A 22445-nucleotide genomic window follows, 5' to 3' on the forward strand; every position below is an offset into this window, starting at 1 on the left:
AAAAAGGCCCGGGAGGAAACTCCCGGGCCTTTGTGCATCTGCGAATCAGCGGGCGGTGATTTCTGCCGGTTTCACCACAGCGGGTTTCAGCACCAGCCACAGCGCAATCGCGATCAAGACCCCGCCATACAAGTGGGCCATCGACAGCGGCTCATCGAGAAACAGCGCCCCCCACAACACGCCGAACGGCGGAATCATGAAGGTCACCGTCATCGACTTCACCGGCCCGATGGAGCTCAGCAGGCGGAAGTAAATGATGTAGGCAAACGCGGTGCAGCCCAGACCCAGGCCCAGCAGCGACAGCCAGACATTCCAGCCACCCCAGCTCACCGGCGGCTGAGTGATGATGCTGTAACCGAACAGCGGCAACAGGAACAGGGTCGCACCGAGCATGCTGCCCAGCGCCGACAGACGACTGTCGAGCCCGCCGGCCTGATCCAGCCAGCGTCGGGCGAGGAACCCGGCGAAGCCATAGCAGGTGGTCGCGAGCAGGCAGGCAACGGCGCCCATCAACAGTGGCAGATCGAACGCGACCGGGCCGGCGCGGGTCAGCACGCCCACCCCGAGCAGGCCGAGGAACACCCCGGCGAGTTTGGCCAGCGTCAGTTTTTCACTGAAGAACAACCCGCCGATCAACACGCCCATCAACGGCGTGGTGGCGTTGAAGATCGCCGAATAACCGGCCGGCAGCACCTGGGCGGCAACTGAATACAAGGTGGCCGGCACGCCGGAGTTGATCACGCCCAGCATCATGACGGTCTTGAGTTTGCCTTTGAAATCCCAGTTGATGCGCATCAGCCCGAGGATTACCAGCAGGCCGACGGCGGCAATTGAAACGCGGAAGAAACCGGTCGGAACCGTCCCGATCGCGGGCGCGATGATGCGCATGAACAGGAAGCTCGCGCCCCAGATGGCAGCCAGCGACAACATGCGGAAAATATCGACAGGGCTCACGGGCCACTCCTTCCTTGATCGGGACGAGAGTGTTGCCGAGGGCCCCGGCGATGGCAACCGCTATTCGGGCATTTAATTGTCTGATCAGATCACGAAGCGCGTCACCAATCCGTTCAGGTCGACGGCCAGCCGTGACAGTTCCTGGCTGGCGGCAGACGTCTGGGTGGCGCCGGCAGCGGTCTGGGTCGACAGATCGCGGATGGTCACCAGGTTTTCGTCGACTTCCCGGGCCACCAACGCCTGTTGCTCGGCGGCGCTGGCGATCACCAGGTTGCGCTGGTTGATCTGCGAGATCGACGCGGTGATTTTCTCCAGAGCCTGGCCGGCGCTGTTGGCCCGGCGCAGGGTGTGGCTGGCCTGCTCGGCGCTGGTTTGCAAAGCGCCGACGGTGGCGCTGGTGCCTTGCTGAATGCTGCTGATCATCAGCTCGATTTCTTCGGTGGAGTTCTGCGTGCGCTGGGCCAGCGAGCGGACTTCATCGGCAACCACCGCAAAACCACGCCCGGCCTCGCCGGCCCGCGCGGCTTCAATCGCCGCGTTAAGCGCCAGCAGATTGGTCTGTCCGGCGATGCCGCGAATCACTTCCAGCACCTTGCTGATGTCCTGGGCCTGGGTCGCAAGGCCCTCGGCCTGTTCGGACGCACCGAGCACCGCGCTGACCAGTTCCTGAATCGAACTGATGGTTTCGCTGACCTGCACATGCCCATGCTTGCTGTCCTCGTTCGAGGCTTCGGAGGCTTCGGCACTGGACACCGCATTGGCGGCCACTTCATCGACGGCCGTGCTCATCTCGGTAACCGCCGTGGCAGCCTGTTCGATCTGGTCATTCTGCTGTTGCAGGCCGCGGGTGCTTTGCTCCATCACCGAACTCATTTCCTCGGCAGCGGAGGCCAGTTGCTGGGCCGACTCGCTGATGCCGCGAATGGTCGAGCGCAGGTTGCCCTGCATCTCGGCCAGCGCCGTGAGCAACTGCGCGGCTTCATCGCGACCCTCGCTGTCGATGCGACCGCTGAGGTCTCCCGAAGCAATCCGCCGCGCCACGTTCAGCGCCTGATTGATCGGCGCGGTGATGCTGCGAGTCAGCAGCCAGGCCAGCAGCAACGTGGCAATCAGGGCGATGACGATGATTGTGGCGACGATCCAAAGCGCCTGCTGATACATCGCCGCAGCAGACTTGGCGGCGGTATCCGCACCTTGCTGATTGAGGTTGATCATTTGCTCCAGCGTTTTGTCGAGTACCCTGCCTTGGGGCGCCAGTTCATTGTTGAGGCGCGTGTAGGCCAGTTCGCTTTGTCCGGCGTCGAGCTGTTTGATGATCTGGTCGAGGATGCTCAGGTACTTGGCCGTATCGGCGCTCAGGCTATCCAGCATTGCCCGTTCCTGATCGTTGGCGATCAGGGCTTTGTGGTCGTCGAGGCGTTTGAGCAATTCCTGGCGTTGCGCGGTGAGAAGGCCCTTGCTGCGTTCGCGAACGGCAGCCTGGGTGCTGGTGATCAGGCGCAGGGATTCGAGGCGGATGCTGGCGATGTTCGCCGCCGCGTCATGGATGCTTTCTATGCTGGGCATCCACGACTCTTCGATCACCGCCGCGCTTTCGCGCAGGGTTTTCATCTGGCCCAGACCGAACAGGCCAACCACCACCAGCAGACTGGCCAGAACGGCAAAACACAAACTGGCGCGCAAACCGATGCGCAGATTCCGGATAGACATCAATGTGCTCCTTGGGCGTTTGGGGAGAGGTCGTCCTCGTGAGCCGAGGATCTTGTTGTGAGGCGGGTGATGGCGGGCTGTATATCAAAGTGCCATTATCTTGGTAAGGCCAGTCGCTGACGGGAATGGACAGGCATGAACAACTCGGGCAAAAGCGCGGGCTAGAGATGTCGCCGCTGAATTGGATCCGAAACCCAGAGAAGACGCGGGCTGGCGCCCAGTGGTGGGGGGAACCGAAGTGGGTGTTTATTGACCGAACGGTCGATTAAAAAAACTTTGATAAAAACTGTGTCGTTGTACAAGCCGCAAGAGGATTTGGCAGAAATTGCGCTTCTCCTGCGCCCGCTTCCGTGGCTAAGCTCAGGCCTTCGAGCACAGATTCTCCAATTCCCGCAGAGGTCTCATCTATGCCGCAGCAATGGCCAGCCACCGACATCGCCCGTCTGATCCTCGATGGCTTTGACGATTACCGCGAGCATTTCCGGCGGATCACCGACGGCGCCCGGGAGCGTTTCGAGCAGGCCCGCTGGCAGGACACGCAAACCGCGTCGGCGGCGCGGATCAACCTCTACGAAGAAAAGGTCGGTGAAACCGTCGCCCGCCTGCGCGAGTATTTCGAGCCGGACACCTTGATGGACGTCACCTGCTGGCCGCTGGTGAAAAGCGCCTACATCAGCATCATCGACCTGCGCTTCGACGATGAGCTGTCCGAGACCTGGTACAACTCGATTTTCTGCGGCCTGTTCAGCCACGACCTGATCAGCGACGGCTGCATGTTCATCCACACCACCCGCCCGAGCCTGCGTCGGGCCCGCGCCGCGCAAACCCGCACCTATAAACCGCAAGGGCAGATATCGGGCATGCTCGCGAGCATCTTTGCCGATTACCGGTTCAACGAGGCCTACGCCGATCTGCCCGGTGACTTGCATCGCCTGGAAGCGCAACTGCGCGAGAATCTGCCGGACTGGGTGTGCAAGGATCCGGAACTGAGCGTCGAGCTGTTTTCCTCGGTGCTGTACCGCAACAAGGGCGCGTACCTGGTCGGGCGCATCTACACCAACGACGATCAATGGCCGCTGGTGATTCCGCTGCTGCACCGCGAGGGGCGGGGGATTCAGATCGACGCTCTGATCACCGACGAAGCCGACGTGTCGATCATCTTCTCGTTCACCCGTTCGTATTTCATGGTGGATGTGCCGGTGCCGGCCGAGTTCATCGGCTTCCTCAAGCGCATCCTGCCGGGCAAGCACATCGCCGAGTTGTACACCTCGATCGGTTTCTACAAGCACGGTAAATCCGAGTTCTACCGCGCCCTGATCAACCACCTGGCCAACACCGACGACCAGTTCATCATGGCGCCGGGCGTACGCGGCATGGTCATGAGCGTGTTCACGCTGCCGGGCTTCAACACCGTATTCAAGATCATCAAGGACCGGTTCTCGCCGTCGAAAAACGTCGACCGCGCCACAGTGATCGAGAAGTACCGACTGGTGAAAAGTGTCGACCGCGTTGGGCGCATGGCCGATACCCAGGAATTCGCCGACTTCCGGTTTCCCCTGAGCAAGTTCGAGCCGGCGTGCCTGGCGGAACTGCTGGAAGTCGCGCCGTCCACGGTGTCGCTGGAAGGCGAAACGGTGTTGATCCGCCACTGCTGGACCGAACGCCGGATGACTCCGCTCAACCTGTATCTGGACAACGCCAACGAAGCCCAGGTGCGCGAAGCGCTGGAGGACTACGGGCTGGCGATCAAGCAACTGGCGGCGGCCAACATCTTCCCCGGCGACATGCTGCTGAAGAACTTCGGCGTCACCCGCCATGGTCGGGTGGTGTTCTACGACTACGACGAGATCTGTTTTCTCACCGAAGCGAACTTCCGCCACATCCCGGCGCCGCGCACGCCGGAGGACGAAATGGCCTCCGAACCGTGGTATTCGATCGGGCCGCTGGATGTGTTCCCCGAGGAGTTTCCGCCGTTCCTGTTTGCCGATTCGGCGCAGCGCAAATTGTTCGATCAGCTGCATGGCGAGTTGTACAACGCGGATTACTGGAAGGGATTGCAGGAGGCGATTCGGGAGGGGAAAGTCATCGACGTCTTTCCGTATCGGCGAAAGGGCCTCGATAACGAATAAAGCAGCCGCAAGCAGCAAGCTACAAGCCTCAAGTCAAACGCCGCTTTCAACTTGCGGCTTGTAGCTTGCCGCTTGTAGCTGCTTTTCTGCGACAATCGCGTCCTTGCGCCACTAGACGACCGAATTGCGTACCCGATGACCGACGAATCGCCCTCCATCGACAAACTGCTGAAAAACCTCGATCACGCCATGCTCGCCGACCGCCACCGGCTGCGGCGGCAGTTGCTTGAGCTGCGCAAGAAACCCGACGAGGCCAAGCTGGCCCAGTGGGTGGCGCGCATGCAGGCGTCCTGCGATCAGGTGCTGGCGCGCAAGGCCAGCCTGCCGGTGATCCGTTACGACGACAGCCTGCCGATCGCGGCCAAGCGTGACGAAATCAAGAAGGCCCTGGAAAAGCACCAGGTGCTGATCATCGCCGGCGAAACCGGCTCGGGTAAAACCACCCAGTTGCCGAAAATCTGTCTGGAGATCGGTCGTGGCCAGCATGGTCTGATTGGCCACACCCAGCCTCGGCGGATCGCAGCACGCAGCGTGGCCAGCCGGGTGGCCGAAGAACTCGGCACGCCGCTGGGCGCACTGGTCGGCTATCAGGTGCGCTTCGAAGACCAAAGCGATTCGAACACCCTGATCAAACTGATGACCGACGGCATCCTGCTGGCCGAAACCCAGAACGATCGCTACCTCGAACGCTACGACACGATCATCGTCGACGAAGCCCACGAACGCAGCCTCAACATCGACTTCCTGCTCGGTTACCTGAAAACCCTGCTGCCGCGTCGTCCGGACCTGAAAGTCATCATCACCTCGGCGACCATCGATCTGGAGCGTTTCTCCAGGCATTTCGACGATGCGCCGATTGTCGAAGTGTCCGGCCGCACCTTCCCGGTTGAAACCTGGTATCGCCCGCTGACGCTTGAGCAGGACGAAGAGGGCAACCGTGTCGAGGACGACCTGACCGTCGATCAGGCGATCCTCGCCACCCTCGACGAAATCGCCGCTTACGAGCGTAGCGAGCGCCGCAGTCCCGGTGACGTGCTGGTGTTCCTGCCCGGCGAGCGCGAGATCCGCGACGCCGCCGACATGCTGCGCAAGGCCCAGCTCAAACACACGGAAATCCTGCCGTTGTACGCGCGCCTGTCGCCGGCCGAGCAGCAGCGGATTTTCCAGTCGCACCCGGGTCGTCGTGTGGTGCTGGCAACCAACGTCGCCGAAACCTCGCTGACCGTGCCGGGCATCCGTTACGTGATCGACAGCGGCACCGCTCGCATCAGCCGCTACAGCTACCGCGCCAAGGTTCAGCGGCTGCCGATCGAAGCGATTTCCCAGGCCAGCGCCAACCAGCGTAAAGGTCGCTGCGGCCGGGTCGAGCCGGGTATCTGCGTGCGTTTGTACAGCGAAGAGGATTTCCTCGGTCGCCCGGAGTTTACCGATCCGGAAATTCTGCGCACCAACCTCGCGGCGGTGATTCTGCAGATGCTCCATCTGCGTCTCGGCGAGATCACCGATTTCCCGTTTATCGAGCCGCCAGACGGCAAGGCGATCAGCGACGGTTTCAACCTGCTGCAAGAACTCTCGGCGGTAGATCGCAACAGTCAACTGACCCCGCTCGGCCGCCAATTGGCGCGCCTGCCGGTGGACCCGCGCATGGGCCGCATGCTGCTGGAAGCGGCAAAGCTCGGCAGCCTGCAGGAATTACTGATCGTCGCCAGCGCCATGTCGATTCAGGACCCGCGCGAGCGTCCGCCGGAGCGTCAGCAAGCTGCCGACCAGGCTCACGCCCAGTGGAAAGACGCCGACTCCGACTTCGCCGGGCTGGTCAATCTGTGGCGCGGTTTTGAAGAGCAGCGCCAGGCGCTGACGGCGAGCCCGCTGCGCAACTGGTGCCGCAAGAATTTCCTCAACTACCTGCGTCTGCGCGAGTGGCGTGATTCCCATCGCCAGTTGAGTCTGATCTGCCGCGACTTGCAGCTGAGCCTCAATAAAGAGCCGGCGGATTATCCGAAGCTGCACAAAGCGGTGCTGGTCGGCCTGCTCAGCCAGATCGGCCAGAAAACCGAGGACGGCGATTACCTTGGCGCCCGTCAGCGGCGGTTCTGGATTCACCCGTCGTCGGGCATCGGCAAGAAGCGCCCGCAGTGGGTGATGACTGCCGAACTGGTGGAAACCACCAAGCTCTACGCGCGGATGGTGGCGAAGATCGACGCCGACTGGATCGAGCCGCTGGCCGGGCATCTGATCAAGAAAAACCACTTCGAACCGCACTGGGAGAAGAAGCGCGGCCAGGTCGTCGCGTTCGAACAGATCACCCTGTTCGGCCTGATCGTGGTCGGCCGTCGACCGGTGCACTACGGCCCGGTAGATCCGGTGGTATCGCGTGAACTGTTCATTCGCGAAGGTCTGGTGCGGGGCGAGATTCAGTCCCGGGCCAAGTGCCTGACCGCCAACAAGCAATTGCTGGAGCAGCTCGACGAACTGGAGGCCAAGGCCCGTCGCCGGGACATTCTGGCCGACGAAGAAACGCTCTACGCGTTCTACGACGCGCGTTTGCCGGCGGAGATTCACCAGACCGCGACGTTCGACAGCTGGTATCGCGTCAACAGCCAGAAAGACCCGCAACTGCTGATCATGCGCGAGGAAGACGTGCTGGCTCGCGAAGCCAGTGAAGTCACCGCCCAGCATTATCCGGACACGCTGCACATCGGCGATCTGGAACTGGCCCTGAGTTACCACTTTGAACCTAATCACCCGCGCGACGGCGTGACCCTGCGTGTGCCGGCGCCGCTGTTGCCGATGCTGCCGCCGGAGCGCCTGGAATGGCTGGTGCCGGGGCTGATCGAGGCCAAGTGCATTGCGCTGGTGCGCAACCTGCCCAAGGCCTTGCGCAAGAATTTCGTGCCGGTGCCGGACTTCATCAAGGCCGCGCTGCAACGCATGACGTTTGCCGAAGGTTCGTTGCCGCAAGCGCTGGGCCGCGAACTGCTGCGCATGACCGGTGCGCGGGTCAGCGATGAAGCCTGGGCCGAAGCGGCGCAGCAAGTTGAAAGCCACCTGCGGATGAACCTGGAAATCGTCGACGGTCAGGGCAAGTTCCTTGGCGAAGGCCGGGATCTGGCAGAGCTGACCGCACGTTTCGCCGAAGCCAGCCAAGCTGCGTTGGCCGTGCCGCAGAGTGCGAAAAGTCAGCAACCGGTGGAGGCCAAGGTCTTCGCGCCGGTGGCGGAAAAGACGCAGCAGAAGATTGCCGGGCTGTCGATGACGGTCTATCCGGCGCTGGTGGAAGAGGGCGGCACGGTCAAGGAAGGGCGCTTCTCGACCCCGGCCGAAGCCGAGTTCCAGCACCGCCGCGCCTTGCAACGTCTGTTGATGCAGCAACTGGCGGAACCGGCCAAGTTCCTGCGCGGCAAGTTGCCGGGCCTGACCGAACTGGGCCTGCTCTACCGCGAACTGGGTCGGGTCGATGCACTGGTCGAAGACATTCTGCTGGCCAGCCTCGACAGCTGCATTCTCGACGGCGAAGACCCGTTGCCGCGTGATGGCGCGGGTCTGGCCGCGTTGGCCGAGCGCAAGCGCGGCAGCTGGACCGAGCACGCCGAGCGCGTGGCACGCCTGACGCTGGAAATCCTCAAGCTTTGGCACGGCCTGCAAAAACGCTTCAAGGGCAAGATCGACCTGGCTCAGGCGGTGGCGCTCAACGACATCAAACAGCAGCTCAGTCATCTGGTGTATCCGGGGTTCGTGCGGGAAACGCCGATGCTCTGGCTCAAGGAGTTGCCGCGCTACCTGAAAGCGGTCGAGCAGCGTTTCGAGAAACTGGGCGCGCAGGTGCAGAAGGATCGGGTGTGGAGCGGCGAGCTCGCCGGGCTCTGGACGCAATACCAGACCCGCGCCGCCAAACATGCGCAGGAAGGCAAACGCGATCCGCAGATCGAGCTGTATCGCTGGTGGCTGGAGGAGTATCGGGTTTCGCTGTTCGCCCAACAGTTGGGGACGAAAGTGCCGATCTCCGACAAACGGCTGAACAAGCAGTGGAGCCAGGTCGAACAGTGACACTGATCGTTCCCACGTCGAGGCGTCGAACCGTCTGCGTGGGAATGCCTTCGGGGACGCTCCGCGTCCAGTGACGCGGAGCGTCACGGGCTGCATTCCCACGCAGGAGCGTGGGAACGATCATTGCGCGTCGATCTTGAGAAAGACGCCAAATGGCCACGGTTATGGCAAACTTCGCCACCATAAATGCCGTTTTCGCGTCCCAGAGCCTTCGCCGGGCCGCGCAACGGAATAAAGCGATGCCAGGTTTTTGCGTCCCTTATACGGGAATGGACCCTTTGCGTGTTGGCACGTCGGTGCCAGCACTTTCTGCCTGAACAGATTAGAGAAACGACCATGCATAACGTCGTCATCAGCGGCACCGGCCTGTACACCCCGGCCAACAGCATCTCCAACGAAGAGCTGGTGCAGTCTTTCAATACCTACGTCGCCCAGTTCAACGCGGACAACGCCGACGCCATCGCCAGCGGCGAAGTCCAGGCCCTGACCGAGTCCAGCGCCGCGTTCATCGAAAAAGCTTCCGGCATCAAGAGCCGCTTTGTCATGGACAAGGATGGCATCCTCGACCCTGCGCGCATGGCGCCACGTCTGCCGGAACGTTCCAACGACGAATGGTCGGTGCTTTGCCAGATGGCCATCGGCGCTGCCGAGCAAGCCCTGCAGCGTGCCGGCAAGACCGCCGCTGACATCGACGGCGTAATCGTCGCCTGCTCCAACCTGCAGCGCGCCTACCCGGCCATCGCCATCGAAGTCCAGGAAGCGCTGGGCATCCAGGGTTTCGGTTTCGACATGAACGTTGCCTGCTCGTCGGCGACTTTCGGCATCCAGCAAGCCGCCAATACCGTGCAACTTGGCCAGGCTCGGGCGATCCTGATGGTCAACCCGGAAGTTTGCACCGGTCACCTGAATTTCCGTGACCGCGACAGCCATTTCATCTTCGGTGACGCCGCCACTGCCGTGATCATCGAGCGCGCCGATCTGGCAACGTCGAAACACCAGTTCGACGTGGTCAGCACCAAACTGCTGACCAAGTTCTCCAACAACATCCGCAACAACTTCGGCTTCCTCAACCGCGCAGCGGAAGAGGGCATCGGCGCCCGCGACAAACTGTTCGTGCAGGAAGGCCGCAAGGTGTTCAAGGACGTGTGCCCGATGGTCGCCGAGCTGATCGGCGAACATCTGGAAGAGAACAAGCTCAACGTCGGTGACGTGAAGCGCTTCTGGCTGCACCAGGCCAACCTGAGCATGAACCACCTGATCGTGCGCAAGTTGCTGGGTCGCGAAGCCACCGAAGAAGAAGCCCCGGTGATTCTCGACACCTACGCCAACACCAGCTCCGCCGGTTCCGTGATCGCGTTCCACAAATATCAGGACGATCTGGCGGCCGGCTCGCTGGCGGTGCTGAGTTCGTTCGGTGCTGGTTACTCGATTGGTAGTGTGATTCTGCGTAAACGCTAAAATCGGGTTCATTTCCTCTTAATCGCGCTGACGTTTCCTACATCCGAATCGGCGCGAACGCTGTAATTTTCGAAAGTGGCGGCAGGCGAAGTCCTGCCGCTATCATTTTCGAAGTCAGGAACAGGGGATTGATGGATGGCAGTTGACGACACCCGATTGCTTGAGCGGCTGCTCGCCGGTGAGCAGAAGGCTTTCAAGGAGCTGGTCAGCACCTATCAAAGCCCCATGCGCGCGGTGGCCTACGCGATTGTCGGCCAGCGCCATGTCGAAGAAGTGGTACAGGACGCCTGGCTGTCGGTGGTGCGTAATATCGGCCGTTTCGAGGGGCGCTCCAGTCTCAAGACCTGGCTGCTGACCATCACCGCCAACTCGGCCAAGAGCCGCTACAAACTCAATCGTCGCGAAGTGTTGCTGGATGATCTGCCGTCACCCCACGGCACCATCGACGATGATCGTTTTTCTCCCGGCGACGGCCACTGGCTGGTTGCACCGTTTGCCTGGCACCAGGACACGCCTGAAGCGTTGCTGACGGAAGGCGAGCTGCGTGAATGCCTCGAGCACACGTTGTTGAGCCTGTCGGAACTGCAAAGCAGCGTGCTGTTGCTGCGCGAACGCCAGGGCCTGGAGCTGGAGGAGATCTGTAATCTTCTGGAGATCTCGCTCTCCAATGTCCGCGTGCTGCTGCATCGGGCACGTTTGAAGGTCTTTGCGACCGTGGAGCATTTTGAGGAGACGGGAGAATGTTGACCTGCAAGGAGCAAGTGGCGCGATCCAGCGATTATCTCGATGGCCAGTTGAGCTTTCGCGAGAAACTGATGGTGCGTCATCACCTGATGTTCTGCCGCAATTGCCGGCGTTTCATTCGCCAGATGCGTTTGATGCAGGCCACGTTGCGGGCAATGCCGCAAAAGCCTGAAGAGGGCGTGGACGCGTTGGCCGAACAGTTGGCACAGCTGCGGCGCGAGGATAGTCCCTGAAAACACAGACTGGCGCGGCCGCAGCGAACGGATGATGGGGATCGCTGAGGTCGCGCCAGTCTGTTGAAGCCTCTTCAAACGATGGAACCGGATGTCCAACCCATCGTTTGAAGTCTGGCGCCGGGTTGCTTAGAACTTTGCTTCCGCATCCAGCTGCAGGGTGTTGGTGTCTGCATCACGCTGGGTACGGCTGGAGAAGTCGGCCTTGGTCAGGAAGTAAGTCGCACCGATGGCGAAGTTCTTGTCGATGTCGTAACCGACCTTGAACTTGTGGCCACGGGAACCGGTGGTGCCGTTGGCGAAGTCCGAATCGGTGAAGGCGCCGACCACAGCGTTGCGCTGCACGTCACGATAGTTGTAGTCGAGGTTCAGGCCGAAGACTTTCGACTTGGCACCTACCAGCCACGCGGTGTCCTGATCGGTCACGGCATCGTTGTTCTTCACGTACTGCCCGTAGAACGACAGCGGCATTGGCAGGCCGCCGATGTCGACCTGGCTGAAGCCTTCGTACAGACGGAATTCGTTGTTCGCCGAGTTGCCGTTGACGGCCAGGGCGCACGGCGTGGAGGTGCCGGTGCAACGGCTGTCTTCGTCGTTCTGGTAGGCGTAGACGCTGCCGCCCAGGGTCAGTTTCAGGTTGTCGGTGATGGCAAAGCGGCTGCCCAATTGGCCGGCGGTCAGGCGCAGGTCGTGACGGAACTGCACGCCGTCGCCGTCGACGTTGTCCTTGAGGTTGTAGTTACCCAGGCTGCCGAACAGTTCGACGCTGCTGCCCAATGGATACTTGTAGGTAACGGCCAGACCTTCCGGGTTGATGTCGCTGTCCCAGATCACGTCGCCCATGCTCACCCAGGGTTGCAGCATCTTGCCGCCGATGATGTGCAGGTTCTTGATCTGATCCGGGTGGTAGTCGATGTAGCCCAGGTCGAGCCAGATCTGCTTCTTGTCGAAGTAGTTGTCCTGGTCCTGGTTGGTCGAACGGGCGTCGTCGCCGCCGCCGGTGGCGATACGGATGCCGGTGTCGACTTGCGGGTTGATCTCGGTGTAGGCACCCAGACGGGCACGGATGCGCTGACGATCCTTGTCGCGGCCGCCGTTGTTCGGCTCGCCATCGATCTTGATGGTTTCCTGACGGATACGCACGTCGCCCTTGAACTGGGTCTTGGCGGCCCAGGCCAGTTTCTGGTCGAAACTGCTGAGCTCGTTGGTTTTCTTCGCGGTCGCCGCGATTTGCTCGTTGGTCTCTTGCTGCGCCTGCTGCGCGATTTGCTGGGCCTTCTGATCCTTGGCCAGTTCAGTTTGCAGTTCAACGTACTGCGCCTGGGAAATCGAACCGTTAGCCTTGAGCATGTCGAGCAGTTTGGCGTCGACTGCGGCACTGGCCGGTACACTCATGGCCAGCAACAGGCCACCGCACAGGGCCGCCGCAGTTTTCGTGGAAGCAAGACGCATAGCAATCTCCGAAGATGAAAAGGGGATGGCTGAACCATCCTGGGCACAACCGACGGTTTGACGGTCGGAAAACAGTGACCGGGGTAGAACCCGGCGCTCTAAAAACAGGCGCCAGTATCGCGATGGTTTATGACAGAGCAGTGGCACGATGATGGCAGGTTGATGACGATACAAAACTGCCGTGAACTATTGATCTAGAGCGCTGTCGTGCAATCGAACGTGGGCAACGCCCGGCCAATCAGCGATACTCGCCGGGCGTTCACGCCCGAAAGTGGAGAGGAAAATGCCGCTGCAACGTCTGCACAAACTGTCGGAAATTCCAGCGTCCGACTGGGATGTTCTGGTCCCGCAAAACCAGCCGTTTCTGTGCCATGCCTTTCTGGCTTCGCTGGAGGACAGCGGCAGCGTCGGCCCGCACACGGGCTGGCAAGCGGAGCATTTGCTGCACGTCGAAGCGGGGAGTGTGATCGCCGCATTGCCCGGTTATCGCAAGTGGCATTCCTACGGCGAATACGTGTTCGATCACGGCTGGGCCGATGCCTGCGCCCGGGCCGGCATCGATTACTACCCCAAGTTTTTGAGCGCGGTGCCATTCAGTCCGGTCAGCGGTCCACGGTTGCTGGCAGCGAATGTCGAGGACGGATTCGAGCTGCTCAAGAGCCTGCCGGGGTATCTGGAAATCGAAGAGCTCTCCAGCGCCCACATCAATTTCACCGACGCGTTCACCGATGCCGCCATGGCCGAGCAGCCGGGCTGGCTGCAACGCATCGGCTGTCAGTACCACTGGCAGAATCGCGGCTACCGCGACTTTCAGGATTTCCTCGACGTGCTTGCCTCGCGCAAGCGCAAGCAGATGCGTAAAGAGCGCGAGCAAGTGGCGGGGCAGGGCTTCGAGTTCGAATGGCTGGAAGGCCGGGAGCTGGACGAGGCGCAGTGGGATTTCGTCTATGCCTGTTATGCCAACACCTACGCGGTGCGTCGGCAGGCACCATATCTGACCCGCGAATTCTTCAGCCTGCTGGCCGAGCGCATGCCGGAATCGATCCGCGTGGTGCTGGCCCGGCAGGGCTCACGGCCGGTGGCGATGGCGTTCAGTCTGGTGGGCGGCGACAGTTTTTACGGGCGCTACTGGGGATGCCTGGCCGAGTTCGACCGGCTGCACTTCGAGACCTGTTTCTATCAGGGCATGGACTATGCGATTGCCAATGGATTTCAACGTTTCGATGCCGGTGCCCAAGGCGAGCACAAACTGATTCGCGGCTTCGAACCGGTGATCACCCATTCCTGGCATTACCTGCGCCATCCCGGTCTAAAAGCCGCGGTCAAAGACTTCCTGCACCAGGAGCGCGCCGGTGTACTGGCCTATGCCGAAGAGGCGAGGAGCGCCTTGCCGTATCGGCAAGCCTGATCCTCGCCGACACCTTCAGCTGTCTTCCTTGCCCAGCCAGCGATAGAGCACGCCGCCAACCACCGCACCGAGTAGTGGCGCGACCCAGAACATCCACAACTGGGCGATGGCCCAGCCGCCGACCATCAGCGCCGGACCCGTGCTGCGGGCCGGGTTGACTGAGGTGTTGGTCACCGGAATCGAGATCAGGTGGATCAGCGTCAGGGCCAGGCCGATGGCGATCGGTGCCAGTCCTCCCGGGGCGCGTTTGTCGGTGGCGCCGAGGATGATCACCACAAACATGGCGGTCATTACCAGCTCGGTGACGAAGCCGGACGTCATCGAGTATTTGCCCGGCGAGTGCTCGCCATAACCGTTGGAGGCCAGGCCGGCGGCGATGTCGAAACCTTCCTTGCCGCTGGCGATGTGGTAGAGCAGTGCCGCTGCCAGAATCCCGCCGATCACCTGGGCGATGACATAGGCGGGCAGCTCCTTGGCCGGGAACCGACCGCCGACGACCAGGCCGACCGACACGGCCGGGTTGAGGTGACAGCCGCTGATGTGGCCGATGGCAAACGCCATGGTCAGCACCGTCAGACCAAACGCCAGGGCCACCCCCAGCACGCCGATTCCCAAAGGTGAAGACGCGGCGATGACCGCACTGCCGCACCCGCCCAACACCAACCAGAACGTACCCAACAACTCAGTGACTGAACGTTTGAACAGAGACATGACAGAGTCCTTGATAGGCGTGCTATCGAGACTGCATCGAGTGGTGCTCCCTGCAGATTTACGACAGGTTCCGTTCCGGAGCCTTGGCTCAGTACAGCAGGGTTTGTGCGGATTTCCAGCAGTCGATAAAAAACCGCCAGAGCACGTGGTTAAAGGGCTCTGGCGGTTTTTTGCGTTTTGACGCAGGATCAGTCGATGCCGACAAACCCTCCGGTCTGGTGCGCCCACAGCCGCGCATACAATCCGCCATGGGCCAGCAGTTCGGCATGGTTGCCGCTTTCGGCGATCTTGCCGTTCTCCAGCACCACCAGTCGGTCCATGCGGGCAATGGTCGAAAGGCGGTGGGCGATGGCGATCACGGTCTTGCCCTGCATCAGGGTTTCCAGGCTTTCCTGAATCGCCGCTTCGACTTCCGAGTCCAGGGCCGAAGTCGCTTCGTCCATGATCAGAATCGGCGCGTCCTTGAGCAGCACCCGCGCAATCGCGATCCGCTGACGCTGGCCACCGGACAGCTTCACCCCGCGTTCGCCGACATGCGCGTCGAATCCGGTGCGTCCTTCGGCATCCGACAGCAGCGGAATGAACTCATCAGCGCGGGCCTTGCGCACCGCTTCCCAGAGTTCGGCGTCGGTGGCGTCGGGCTTGCCGTACAGCAAGTTGTCGCGGATCGAGCGGTGCAGCAACGAGGTGTCCTGAGTGATCATGCCGATCCGCGCGCGCAGACTTTCCTGGCCGACTTCGGCGATGTTCTGGCCGTCGATCAGGATCCGCCCGCCCTCGACATCGTAGAGGCGCAGCAGCAGGTTGACCAGGGTCGACTTGCCGGCGCCGGACGGGCCGATCAGGCCGATTTTCTCGCCGGGTTTGATGGTCAGGTTGAGGTCGCCGATGATGCCTTTCTTCTTGCCGTAGTGAAAATCCACGTGCTCGAAACGCACTTCGCCACGGGCCACGGCCAACGGTTTGGCCTGCTCCCGGTCGGTGACGCTGACCGGTTGCGAGATGGTCTGCAGACCGTCCTGGACCATGCCGATGTTTTCGAAAATGCCGGTGACCACCCACATGATCCAGCCGGACATGTTGACGATGCGGATCACCAGGCCGGTGGCCAGGGCGATCGCGCCGACGCTGATCAGCGACTGCGTCCAAAGCCACAGGGCCAGCGCCGTGGTGCCGACGATCAGCAGGCCGTTCATGGTGGTGATGGCCACGTCCATGCTGGTGACTACGCGGCCGGCTAGTTGGGCTTTTTCGGTCTGTTCCTGGATCGCCTCGCGGGCGTAATGCTGTTCGAAGTTGGTGTGGGCGAACAGCTTCAGGGTGGCGATGTTGGTGTAGCCGTCGACGATCCGGCCCATCAGTTTCGAGCGCGCGTCTGAGGCTTCCACCGAGCGGTCCTTGACCCGTGGTACGAAGTAATAGAGTGCGCCGACGTAGGCCGCGATCCATGTCAGCAGCGGGATCATCAGGCGCCAGTCAGCCTCGGCGAACAGCACCAGCGAACTGATCGCGTAGATCAGCACATGCCACAACGCATCCACCGCCTGCACGGCGGAATCGCGCAGCGAGTTGCCGGTCTGCATGATGCGCTGGGCAATGCGCCCGGCGAAGTCGTTCTGGAAGAAATTCAGGCTCTGCTTGAGCACGTAACTGTGGTTCTGCCAGCGAATCATGCTGGTCATGCTCGGGCTCAGGGTCTGGTGCACCAGCATGTCGTGCAGGGCCAGGAAGAGGGGGCGCAGCAGCAATGCCACGACGGCCATCCACGCCAGTTCGGCGCCGTGCACCTTGAAAAAATCGGCGTTCGGCGTGCCCTGGGCGAGGTCGATGATGCGGCTCAGGTAACTGAACAGCGCCACTTCGATCAAGGCACCGAACAGGCCGACGATCAGCAGGGCGGCGAAGCTCGGCCAGACCTGCTTCAGGTAATAGGTATAGAAGGGCAGAACGCGGTCCGGCGGGGATGCCGTCGGGGCATCGCGGAATATGTCGATCAGTTGTTCGAAACGGCGATAGAGCATCAGATAACCGCCCGGAGCACGGGCTCTCCTTTTATCAGTGTGAGCGGCGCGATGGGTAATCGGCGCCGCTCGATAATGCCCTGTAAAGCTTAGTCGATGCGCTTGGCCGACTTGATGATCACAGGGTCGACCGGCACGTTTTGCATGCCCTGTTTGGTGGTGGTCTGGGAGTTGACGATGATGTCGACCACGTCCATGCCCTTGACCACTTTGGCGAACACCGCGTAACCGGCGTCACGGCCCGGATCGAGGAAGGCGTTGTCGGCCACGTTGATGAAGAACTGGCTGGTGGCCGAATCCGGGTTGGAAGTACGGGCCATCGACAGGGTGCCACGAACGTTATGCAGGCCGTTGCTGGCTTCGTTCTTGATCGGCGCCTTGGTTTCTTTCTGTTGCATCTGCTGGGTGAAGCCGCCGCCCTGGGCCATGAAGCCCGGGATCACGCGGTGGAAAATGGTGTTGTTGTAGAAACCGCTGTCGACATACTCGAGGAAGTTCTTGGTACTGATCGGCGCCTTGACCGGGTCCAGCTCGATTTCGATCTGGCCGTTGGTGGTGTCCAGCAGCACGTGCGGCGCTTTTGCCGGTGTGGCAGCCATCAGGTTGGCAGCGAACAGCACGGTGCCGGCGGCGAGGGCGAGTTTTTTCAGCATGGGTCAGTGATCCTGAGGGTGATTATCGGCTGTGGCGAGGAACTCCAGCAGCGTTTGATTGAAGCGTTCGGGCTGATCGAGCGGAGTGGCGTGGCGCGAATCGGCGATCACCACCAGCCGCGCATCGGGCAGCAGTCTGACATAGGTTTCTTTCAGCGAAACGGGGGTGTAGTCCCGGTCGGCGCTGACGACGAGGGTTGGACAGGTGACCCGGGAAAGTCGTTCCTGAACCCCCCAGCCAACAATCGCATCGAAGCTGGCGAGATAAGCACGTTTGTCGTTTTTTGCCCAGCGTTCGGCCATCTTCTGACGCAAATCCGCCTGCTCCGGTTTGGGGAACAGCTTGGCGCCAAGGGCCTTGCCGATGGTGGCGAGACTGAGCAGGCGCATCAGGCTCCAGCGCTTGAACCACTGCCAGTAATCGTCGCGGCTGCGCAACTTGACCTCGGGGGCACTGTTGACGATGGTCAGGCTCTTGAGCATCCGGGGCTGATCGACAGCGAACTGGAAGCCGATCATGCCGCCCATGGACAGCCCGACGTAGTGCACCGGGCCAAGCTTCAGGTGTTCGATTAGGGCAACGATGTCGGCACTGAAGCCGGCGATGCTGTAGCGCTCGCGGGGCTTGTCGGAGCGACCGTGACCGCGCACGTCCGGGACGATCACCCGGTAATGTGCGGCCAGTGCGGGAATCTGCATTTCCCAGTCCAGGGTGCTGGAGCCCAGACCGTGAACCAGCAGCAACGGATCGCCGTGGCCATATTCCTCGTAGTGCAGGTTGCAACCTTCATGCTCGAAATACGCCATCGGTGAACTCCGTGTCAGGCTTGTTCGGGGGCGGCGAACGGTGCGTCCAGCGGCAGGGTGTCGAAGGTGCGCAGCAGTTCGATGAGGATTTGCGTCGCTGGGCCCAAGGGTTTGTCCTTGTTCGAATACAGATAGAAACTGGAGTTGCGATTGCCGCCTCTGTCCAACGGTAGCAGCTTGAGCGAGCCGTCTTTCAGTTCCCGCTCGATCATGTGGCGTGGCAGCCAGGCGAATCCCAGGCCACTGCTGACGAACGTCGCAGCCGTGGCGAGACTGCCGACGGTCCAGCGCTGTTCGGCGCCGAGCCAGCCAACGTCCCGGGGTTGCTGGCGGCCGGAGTCGCGGATCACCACTTGCATCTGGGTTTCCAGGTCCTGAAAGCTCAGTTCGCGGTTGAGCCGGTGCAGCGCATGATCAGGATGGGCGACGGCGACAAATTCGACATCGCTCAATTCCGCGCCAAGGTAACCGGGAATGCTCAGCCCGGTGATGGCCAGGTCGGCCACGCCTTCGAGCAGCACTTCTTCGACGCCCGACAACACTTCCTCACGCAGCCGCACCCGGCAGCCGCGACTCTGCGGCATGAAAGCGGTCAACGCGCGCACGATACGGGCGCTCGGGTAGGCGGCGTCGACCACCAGCCGCACTTCGGCTTCCCAACCCTGCTCCATGTGATGGGCGAGGTCTTCCAGCTGGCTGGCCTGTTTCACCAGTTGGCGCGAGCGGCGCAGCAACACGCCGCCGGCTTCGGTCAGCACAGCCTTGCGTCCATCGATGCGCAACAGCGGCACGCCGAGCTGATCCTGCATGCGGGCGACGGTGTAACTCACCGACGATTGCGAGCGATGCAGGGCCTCGGCGGCCTGGGCGAATCCGCCGTGGTCGACCACGGCCTGCAACGTTCGCCATTGATCAAGGGTCACGCGGGGCGCTTTCATCAATAGCTCCTCTTGTCCTAAGCTGGCGGTCCCTCATGGAGACTGCCGAATGAAAAAATTCTGTTGTGTGTTGCTGGCGCTGCTTCCGCTGACTGCGTTTGCGTACCCGATCGATGTGGAAAAGGACCTCAACGGCCTGAAGATCGACTACAACGCGTTCGACACCGATAACGACATCGGCTCCATCCAGGTCAACAACTACGGCGACGTCGACGCGACCTGCAAGGTGGTGTTCACCAACGGCCCGGAAGCGCCGCGCACCCGCAACATCGAAGTGGCCGCGGGCAAGCATAAAAACGCCACGGCCAAGTTCACCCGGACCATCATCAAGCTGCGCATCAAACTGAGCTGCACCCCGAAATAGCGTCACGGCCCTGTGGGGGGCGGGCTCCCACAGGGTATGGCTTGCATCTAAACGAATTTTTCGATGCTTTGCAGCAATTATTTGCGCTTTTTCATCGATACGACACTGTTTAACCTTCACTCCATCGACTTACAACATTCTCGGATGGAGGCTACACAACATGTCCCGCGTTCTGATCATCGAAAGCAGCGCCCGCCAGCAAGACTCGGTTTCCCGTCAACTGACCCAGACCTTCATCAGCCAGTGGAAAGCGGCGCATCCGGCCGATCAGATCACCGTACGTGACCTCGCCGTGAACCCGGTGCCGCACCTGGACATCAACCTGCTGGGCGGCTGGATGAAATCCGCCGAGCAGCGCAACGACAGCGAACAGGCCTCGCTGGACCGTTCCAACGAATTGACCGATGAATTGCTGGCAGCCGACGTGCTGGTGATGGCGGCGCCGATGTACAACTTCGCCATCCCGAGCACCCTGAAAGCCTGGCTCGACCACGTACTGCGTGCCGGCGTGACCTTCAAGTACACCGAAACCGGCCCGCAAGGTCTGCTGAGCGGCAAGCGTGCCTACGTGCTGACCGCTCGCGGCGGGATCTATGCCGGCGGCCCGGCGGATCATCAGGAACCGTACCTGCGTCAGGTGATGGGTTTCATCGGCATCCACGACGTGACCTTCATCCACGCCGAAGGCATGAACCTGGGCGGCGACTTCCAGGAGAAAGGCCTCAACCAGGCCAACGCCAAACTGTCCCAGGTCGCTTGATATGTTAATCGCCAGATAATCGCCGATTGTTCTAGTGACTTGGCGCAACCCCTTCAAGGCTCTACGCGCATCGAACCTCCCTTTGCACTTGTTGCTCCTGAGTGCTGTAGCCCGATTGAACGCTTTAGCGAGATCGGGCTTTTTTTTGCCCGGGATTTAGCGATGGCCGGCAAAAAACGCTATCGTCGCCGCCATTCGAAATCGAGGCGAGCATGGGCTATCTACTTTTTGTCACGCTGATCCAGGCGTTTTCCTTCAGTTTGATCGGCGAATACCTGGCCGGTCATGTCGACAGCTACTTCGCGGTGCTGGTGCGGGTGGTGCTGGCCGGGCTGGTGTTCATCCCGCTGACCCGCTGGCGTTCGGCGGAGCCGGCGTTCATGCGCGGCATGTTGCTGATCGGCGCGTTGCAGTTCGGCGTGACCTACGTCTGCCTGTATCTGAGCTTCCGCGTGCTGACGGTGCCGGAAGTGCTGCTGTTCACCATCCTCACGCCATTGCATGTGACGCTGATCGAAGACGCGCTCAACCGACGCTTCAACCCGTGGGCGCTGATCGCGGCACTGGTGGCGGTCGCCGGCGCGGCGGTGATTCGCTACGACCGGATCAACCCGGACTTCTTCATGGGCTTTTTGCTGCTGCAACTGGCCAACTTCACCTACGCCGCCGGGCAGGTGCTGTACAAACATCTGGTGGCGAAACACCCGAGCGATCTGCCGCACTACCGACGTTTCGGTTTCTTCTACCTCGGCGCACTGGCGGTGGCGCTGCCGGCGTTCCTGCTGTTCGGTAAATCCAACTTCCTGCCCGAAGCACCGCTGCAATGGGGCGTGCTGGTGTTCCTTGGTCTGGTCTCCACCGCACTCGGTTTGTATTGGTGGAACAAGGGCGCGTGCCTGGTCAACGGCGGCACGCTGGCGGTGATGAACAACCTGCACGTGCCGGTTGGGTTGCTGCTGAACCTGCTGATCTGGAATCAGCATGAAGAACTCGGGCGGTTGTTCCTCGGTGGCAGCGTGATTCTGGCGGCGGTGTGGATCAGCCGGTTGGGGATTCGCAAGCCGGCGCCAGTTGCCCCACCAGAAACTCGATAAACGCCCGGGTCTTCTGCGGCACCCGCCGCGCTGACGAATACACCGCGTTGATGGTGATTGCCGGGGCTTGCCATTCGCACAGCACCGGCACCAGTCGCCCGGCCGCCAGTGCTTCTTCGACGATGAAGTCCGGCAGCAGCGCAATGCCCATGCCGGCCTCGGCCGCTTGCGCCAGCAGGTCGCCGTTGTTGGCGTGCAACGGGCCAGTGACGTTGACGCGCTGGGTCTCCTTGCCGTTGCACAGTTGCAGGCTGACCCCGCTCTGCAGATAGCCGTAGTTCAAGCATTGATGTGAGCGCAGATCCTGCGGGGTCTGCGGCGTGCCCGCACGCTCGAGGTAAGCGGGGGAGGCGACCATGATTCGCGGAGCAGGCGCCAGTTGCCGGGCGATCATGGTCGAGTCGGGCAGGCTGGCGATGCGGATGGTCACGTCGAACCCGCCGCGCACCGGATCGACCTGCTGGTCGCTGAGCACCAGTTGCAGCTCGATGTTCGGGTGCTGCTCGTGGAACAGCGGAATCAGCTTGCCCAAGCGCCGCAAGCCGAACGACATCGGTGCGTTGACCCGCAACACCCCGCGCAATTCACCCACCCCGTCTCGCGCCCGCTGCTCGGCCTCGTCCAGTGCCGCAATCACTTCCCGCGCCGCTTCGAAATACTCGGCGCCGGCTTCGGTGAGGTGCAGGCTGCGGGTGGTGCGTTGCAGCAGCTGCACACCGATGGCTTCTTCCAGTGCCTGAATCTGTTTGCTGACTTTCGAGCGGGGCACGTCCATGGCCCGGGCGGCGGCTGCAAAGCCGTTTTCGCCGACCGTCACCACGAAGGCGCGCATGCATTCGATGCGATCCATGATTGTCCCTTTTTTAGAATCAATGATTCTCTATTTTAGGGAATTGTCCCTTTATCAGCTAGCCCCTAAAGTGACATCCAAGCCGAGACAACAACGCCGCAGACGGCAAAAC

General features: G+C 61.4%; 18 protein-coding genes. 9 read left to right on the forward strand and 9 right to left on the reverse strand.

The genetic code is table 11. The features are described 5' to 3' along the window. Positions 1-45: 45 nt before the first annotated feature. Both ABFB52_RS08320 and ABFB52_RS08325 read right to left on the reverse strand, forming a co-directional pair. On the reverse strand, positions 46-954 hold the full coding sequence (locus ABFB52_RS08320) for a DMT family transporter (RefSeq protein ID WP_129972838.1): 909 nt from the start codon (positions 952-954) through the stop codon (positions 46-48). Positions 955-1038: 84 nt separating this feature from the next. Beyond that, positions 1039-2664 (reverse strand): methyl-accepting chemotaxis protein, encoded by a 1626-nt coding sequence (locus ABFB52_RS08325; RefSeq protein ID WP_129972837.1) that lies wholly within the window; start codon positions 2662-2664, stop codon positions 1039-1041. Between the two features lie 407 nt (positions 2665-3071). On the opposite strand from ABFB52_RS08325, the gene aceK reads away from it, so the two are divergent. The 5 genes from aceK (at position 3072) to ABFB52_RS08350 (ending at position 11275) form a co-directional block, all read left to right on the forward strand. Further along, a complete protein-coding gene (aceK, locus tag ABFB52_RS08330; protein WP_129972836.1) occupies positions 3072-4793 on the forward strand; it encodes a bifunctional isocitrate dehydrogenase kinase/phosphatase in 1722 nt (573 codons plus the stop codon). Positions 4794-4928: 135 nt separating this feature from the next. Then, the gene (gene hrpA, locus ABFB52_RS08335; RefSeq protein ID WP_129972835.1) at positions 4929-8840 is read left to right on the forward strand and encodes an ATP-dependent RNA helicase HrpA; all 3912 of its coding nucleotides are present in this window, start codon (positions 4929-4931) and stop codon (positions 8838-8840) included. A gap of 336 nt (positions 8841-9176) precedes the next feature. Beyond that, entirely contained in the window at positions 9177-10298 is a 1122-nt protein-coding gene (locus ABFB52_RS08340) for a beta-ketoacyl-ACP synthase III (RefSeq protein ID WP_064594196.1), read from the forward strand. 135 nt (positions 10299-10433) lie between these two features. Then, positions 10434-11045 carry an RNA polymerase sigma factor gene (locus ABFB52_RS08345; protein ID WP_085747189.1) on the forward strand — a complete coding sequence of 204 codons (612 nt, stop codon included), beginning with the start codon at positions 10434-10436 and terminating at the stop codon, positions 11043-11045. Then, positions 11039-11275 carry a zf-HC2 domain-containing protein gene (locus ABFB52_RS08350; protein WP_085747188.1) on the forward strand — a complete coding sequence of 79 codons (237 nt, stop codon included), beginning with the start codon at positions 11039-11041 and terminating at the stop codon, positions 11273-11275. Before ABFB52_RS08345 ends, ABFB52_RS08350 begins: the two co-directional genes overlap by 7 nt. 129 nt (positions 11276-11404) lie before the next feature. On the opposite strand, the gene ABFB52_RS08355 is transcribed toward ABFB52_RS08350, so the two are convergent. Further along, complete coding sequence (locus tag ABFB52_RS08355; RefSeq protein ID WP_011332954.1) at positions 11405-12727, reverse strand: putative porin; 1323 nt, start codon at positions 12725-12727, stop codon at positions 11405-11407. A gap of 283 nt (positions 12728-13010) precedes the next feature. On the opposite strand from ABFB52_RS08355, the gene ABFB52_RS08360 reads away from it, so the two are divergent. Further along, positions 13011-14135, forward strand: a complete 1125-nt coding sequence (locus tag ABFB52_RS08360) for a GNAT family N-acetyltransferase (RefSeq protein ID WP_102717542.1) — start codon at positions 13011-13013, stop codon at positions 14133-14135. 15 nt (positions 14136-14150) lie between these two features. Here ABFB52_RS08360 and aqpZ read toward each other — a convergent pair whose 3' ends face one another. The 5 genes from aqpZ to ABFB52_RS08385 all read right to left on the reverse strand — a co-directional run bounded on the left by aqpZ (position 14151) and on the right by ABFB52_RS08385 (position 19265). Next, positions 14151-14846 carry an aquaporin Z gene (aqpZ, locus tag ABFB52_RS08365; protein WP_129972834.1) on the reverse strand — a complete coding sequence of 232 codons (696 nt, stop codon included), beginning with the start codon at positions 14844-14846 and terminating at the stop codon, positions 14151-14153. A gap of 188 nt (positions 14847-15034) precedes the next feature. Continuing rightward, positions 15035-16867, reverse strand: coding sequence for an ABC transporter ATP-binding protein (locus tag ABFB52_RS08370; protein WP_102685995.1), 1833 nt, complete (start codon positions 16865-16867; stop codon positions 15035-15037). An 89-nt stretch (positions 16868-16956) separates the two neighbouring features. Further along, the gene (locus ABFB52_RS08375; protein WP_102685996.1) at positions 16957-17520 is read right to left on the reverse strand and encodes a peptidylprolyl isomerase; all 564 of its coding nucleotides are present in this window, start codon (positions 17518-17520) and stop codon (positions 16957-16959) included. Between the two features lie 3 nt (positions 17521-17523). Continuing rightward, positions 17524-18327, reverse strand: a complete 804-nt coding sequence (locus ABFB52_RS08380; RefSeq protein WP_129972833.1) for an alpha/beta hydrolase — start codon at positions 18325-18327, stop codon at positions 17524-17526. Positions 18328-18341: 14 nt separating this feature from the next. Beyond that, positions 18342-19265 carry a LysR family transcriptional regulator gene (locus ABFB52_RS08385; RefSeq protein ID WP_011332960.1) on the reverse strand — a complete coding sequence of 308 codons (924 nt, stop codon included), beginning with the start codon at positions 19263-19265 and terminating at the stop codon, positions 18342-18344. A gap of 49 nt (positions 19266-19314) precedes the next feature. On the opposite strand from ABFB52_RS08385, the gene ABFB52_RS08390 reads away from it, so the two are divergent. From ABFB52_RS08390 to ABFB52_RS08400, 3 genes are all read left to right on the forward strand, one after another. Beyond that, entirely contained in the window at positions 19315-19629 is a 315-nt protein-coding gene (locus tag ABFB52_RS08390) for a hypothetical protein (protein ID WP_011332961.1), read from the forward strand. A 160-nt stretch (positions 19630-19789) separates the two neighbouring features. Then, entirely contained in the window at positions 19790-20389 is a 600-nt protein-coding gene (locus ABFB52_RS08395; protein ID WP_085747183.1) for an FMN-dependent NADH-azoreductase, read from the forward strand. Between the two features lie 212 nt (positions 20390-20601). Then, positions 20602-21483, forward strand: a complete 882-nt coding sequence (locus ABFB52_RS08400) for a carboxylate/amino acid/amine transporter (RefSeq protein ID WP_129972832.1) — start codon at positions 20602-20604, stop codon at positions 21481-21483. Here the strand turns inward: ABFB52_RS08400 and ABFB52_RS08405 are convergent. Then, the gene (locus tag ABFB52_RS08405) at positions 21428-22333 is read right to left on the reverse strand and encodes a LysR family transcriptional regulator (protein ID WP_085605645.1); all 906 of its coding nucleotides are present in this window, start codon (positions 22331-22333) and stop codon (positions 21428-21430) included. The two genes, ABFB52_RS08400 and ABFB52_RS08405, sit on opposite strands and share 56 nt — an antisense overlap. Positions 22334-22445: the final 112 nt, after the last annotated feature.

This window comes from Pseudomonas sp. 9.2(2024), assembly GCF_039695385.1.
In the GTDB taxonomy this organism is placed as follows: domain Bacteria; phylum Pseudomonadota; class Gammaproteobacteria; order Pseudomonadales; family Pseudomonadaceae; genus Aquipseudomonas; species Aquipseudomonas paraglycinae.

What these genes read in the sequence shown, in the direction of transcription:
- ABFB52_RS08395 (WP_085747183.1), top strand. Translation starts at nt 19,790, where the DNA reads ATGTCCCGCGTTCTGATCATCGAAAGCAGCGCCCGCCAGCAAGACTCG.
- ABFB52_RS08380 (WP_129972833.1), bottom strand. Translation starts at nt 18,327, where the DNA reads ATGGCGTATTTCGAGCATGAAGGTTGCAACCTGCACTACGAGGAATAT.
- ABFB52_RS08345 (WP_085747189.1), top strand. Translation starts at nt 10,434, where the DNA reads ATGGCAGTTGACGACACCCGATTGCTTGAGCGGCTGCTCGCCGGTGAG.
- aqpZ (WP_129972834.1), bottom strand. Translation starts at nt 14,846, where the DNA reads ATGTCTCTGTTCAAACGTTCAGTCACTGAGTTGTTGGGTACGTTCTGG.
- ABFB52_RS08385 (WP_011332960.1), bottom strand. Translation starts at nt 19,265, where the DNA reads ATGAAAGCGCCCCGCGTGACCCTTGATCAATGGCGAACGTTGCAGGCC.
- ABFB52_RS08340 (WP_064594196.1), top strand. Translation starts at nt 9,177, where the DNA reads ATGCATAACGTCGTCATCAGCGGCACCGGCCTGTACACCCCGGCCAAC.
- ABFB52_RS08390 (WP_011332961.1), top strand. Translation starts at nt 19,315, where the DNA reads ATGAAAAAATTCTGTTGTGTGTTGCTGGCGCTGCTTCCGCTGACTGCG.
- ABFB52_RS08360 (WP_102717542.1), top strand. Translation starts at nt 13,011, where the DNA reads ATGCCGCTGCAACGTCTGCACAAACTGTCGGAAATTCCAGCGTCCGAC.
- aceK (WP_129972836.1), top strand. Translation starts at nt 3,072, where the DNA reads ATGCCGCAGCAATGGCCAGCCACCGACATCGCCCGTCTGATCCTCGAT.
- ABFB52_RS08355 (WP_011332954.1), bottom strand. Translation starts at nt 12,727, where the DNA reads ATGCGTCTTGCTTCCACGAAAACTGCGGCGGCCCTGTGCGGTGGCCTG.
- ABFB52_RS08405 (WP_085605645.1), bottom strand. Translation starts at nt 22,333, where the DNA reads ATGGATCGCATCGAATGCATGCGCGCCTTCGTGGTGACGGTCGGCGAA.
- ABFB52_RS08400 (WP_129972832.1), top strand. Translation starts at nt 20,602, where the DNA reads ATGGGCTATCTACTTTTTGTCACGCTGATCCAGGCGTTTTCCTTCAGT.
- hrpA (WP_129972835.1), top strand. Translation starts at nt 4,929, where the DNA reads ATGACCGACGAATCGCCCTCCATCGACAAACTGCTGAAAAACCTCGAT.
- ABFB52_RS08325 (WP_129972837.1), bottom strand. Translation starts at nt 2,664, where the DNA reads ATGTCTATCCGGAATCTGCGCATCGGTTTGCGCGCCAGTTTGTGTTTT.
- ABFB52_RS08350 (WP_085747188.1), top strand. Translation starts at nt 11,039, where the DNA reads ATGTTGACCTGCAAGGAGCAAGTGGCGCGATCCAGCGATTATCTCGAT.
- ABFB52_RS08375 (WP_102685996.1), bottom strand. Translation starts at nt 17,520, where the DNA reads ATGCTGAAAAAACTCGCCCTCGCCGCCGGCACCGTGCTGTTCGCTGCC.
- ABFB52_RS08370 (WP_102685995.1), bottom strand. Translation starts at nt 16,867, where the DNA reads ATGCTCTATCGCCGTTTCGAACAACTGATCGACATATTCCGCGATGCC.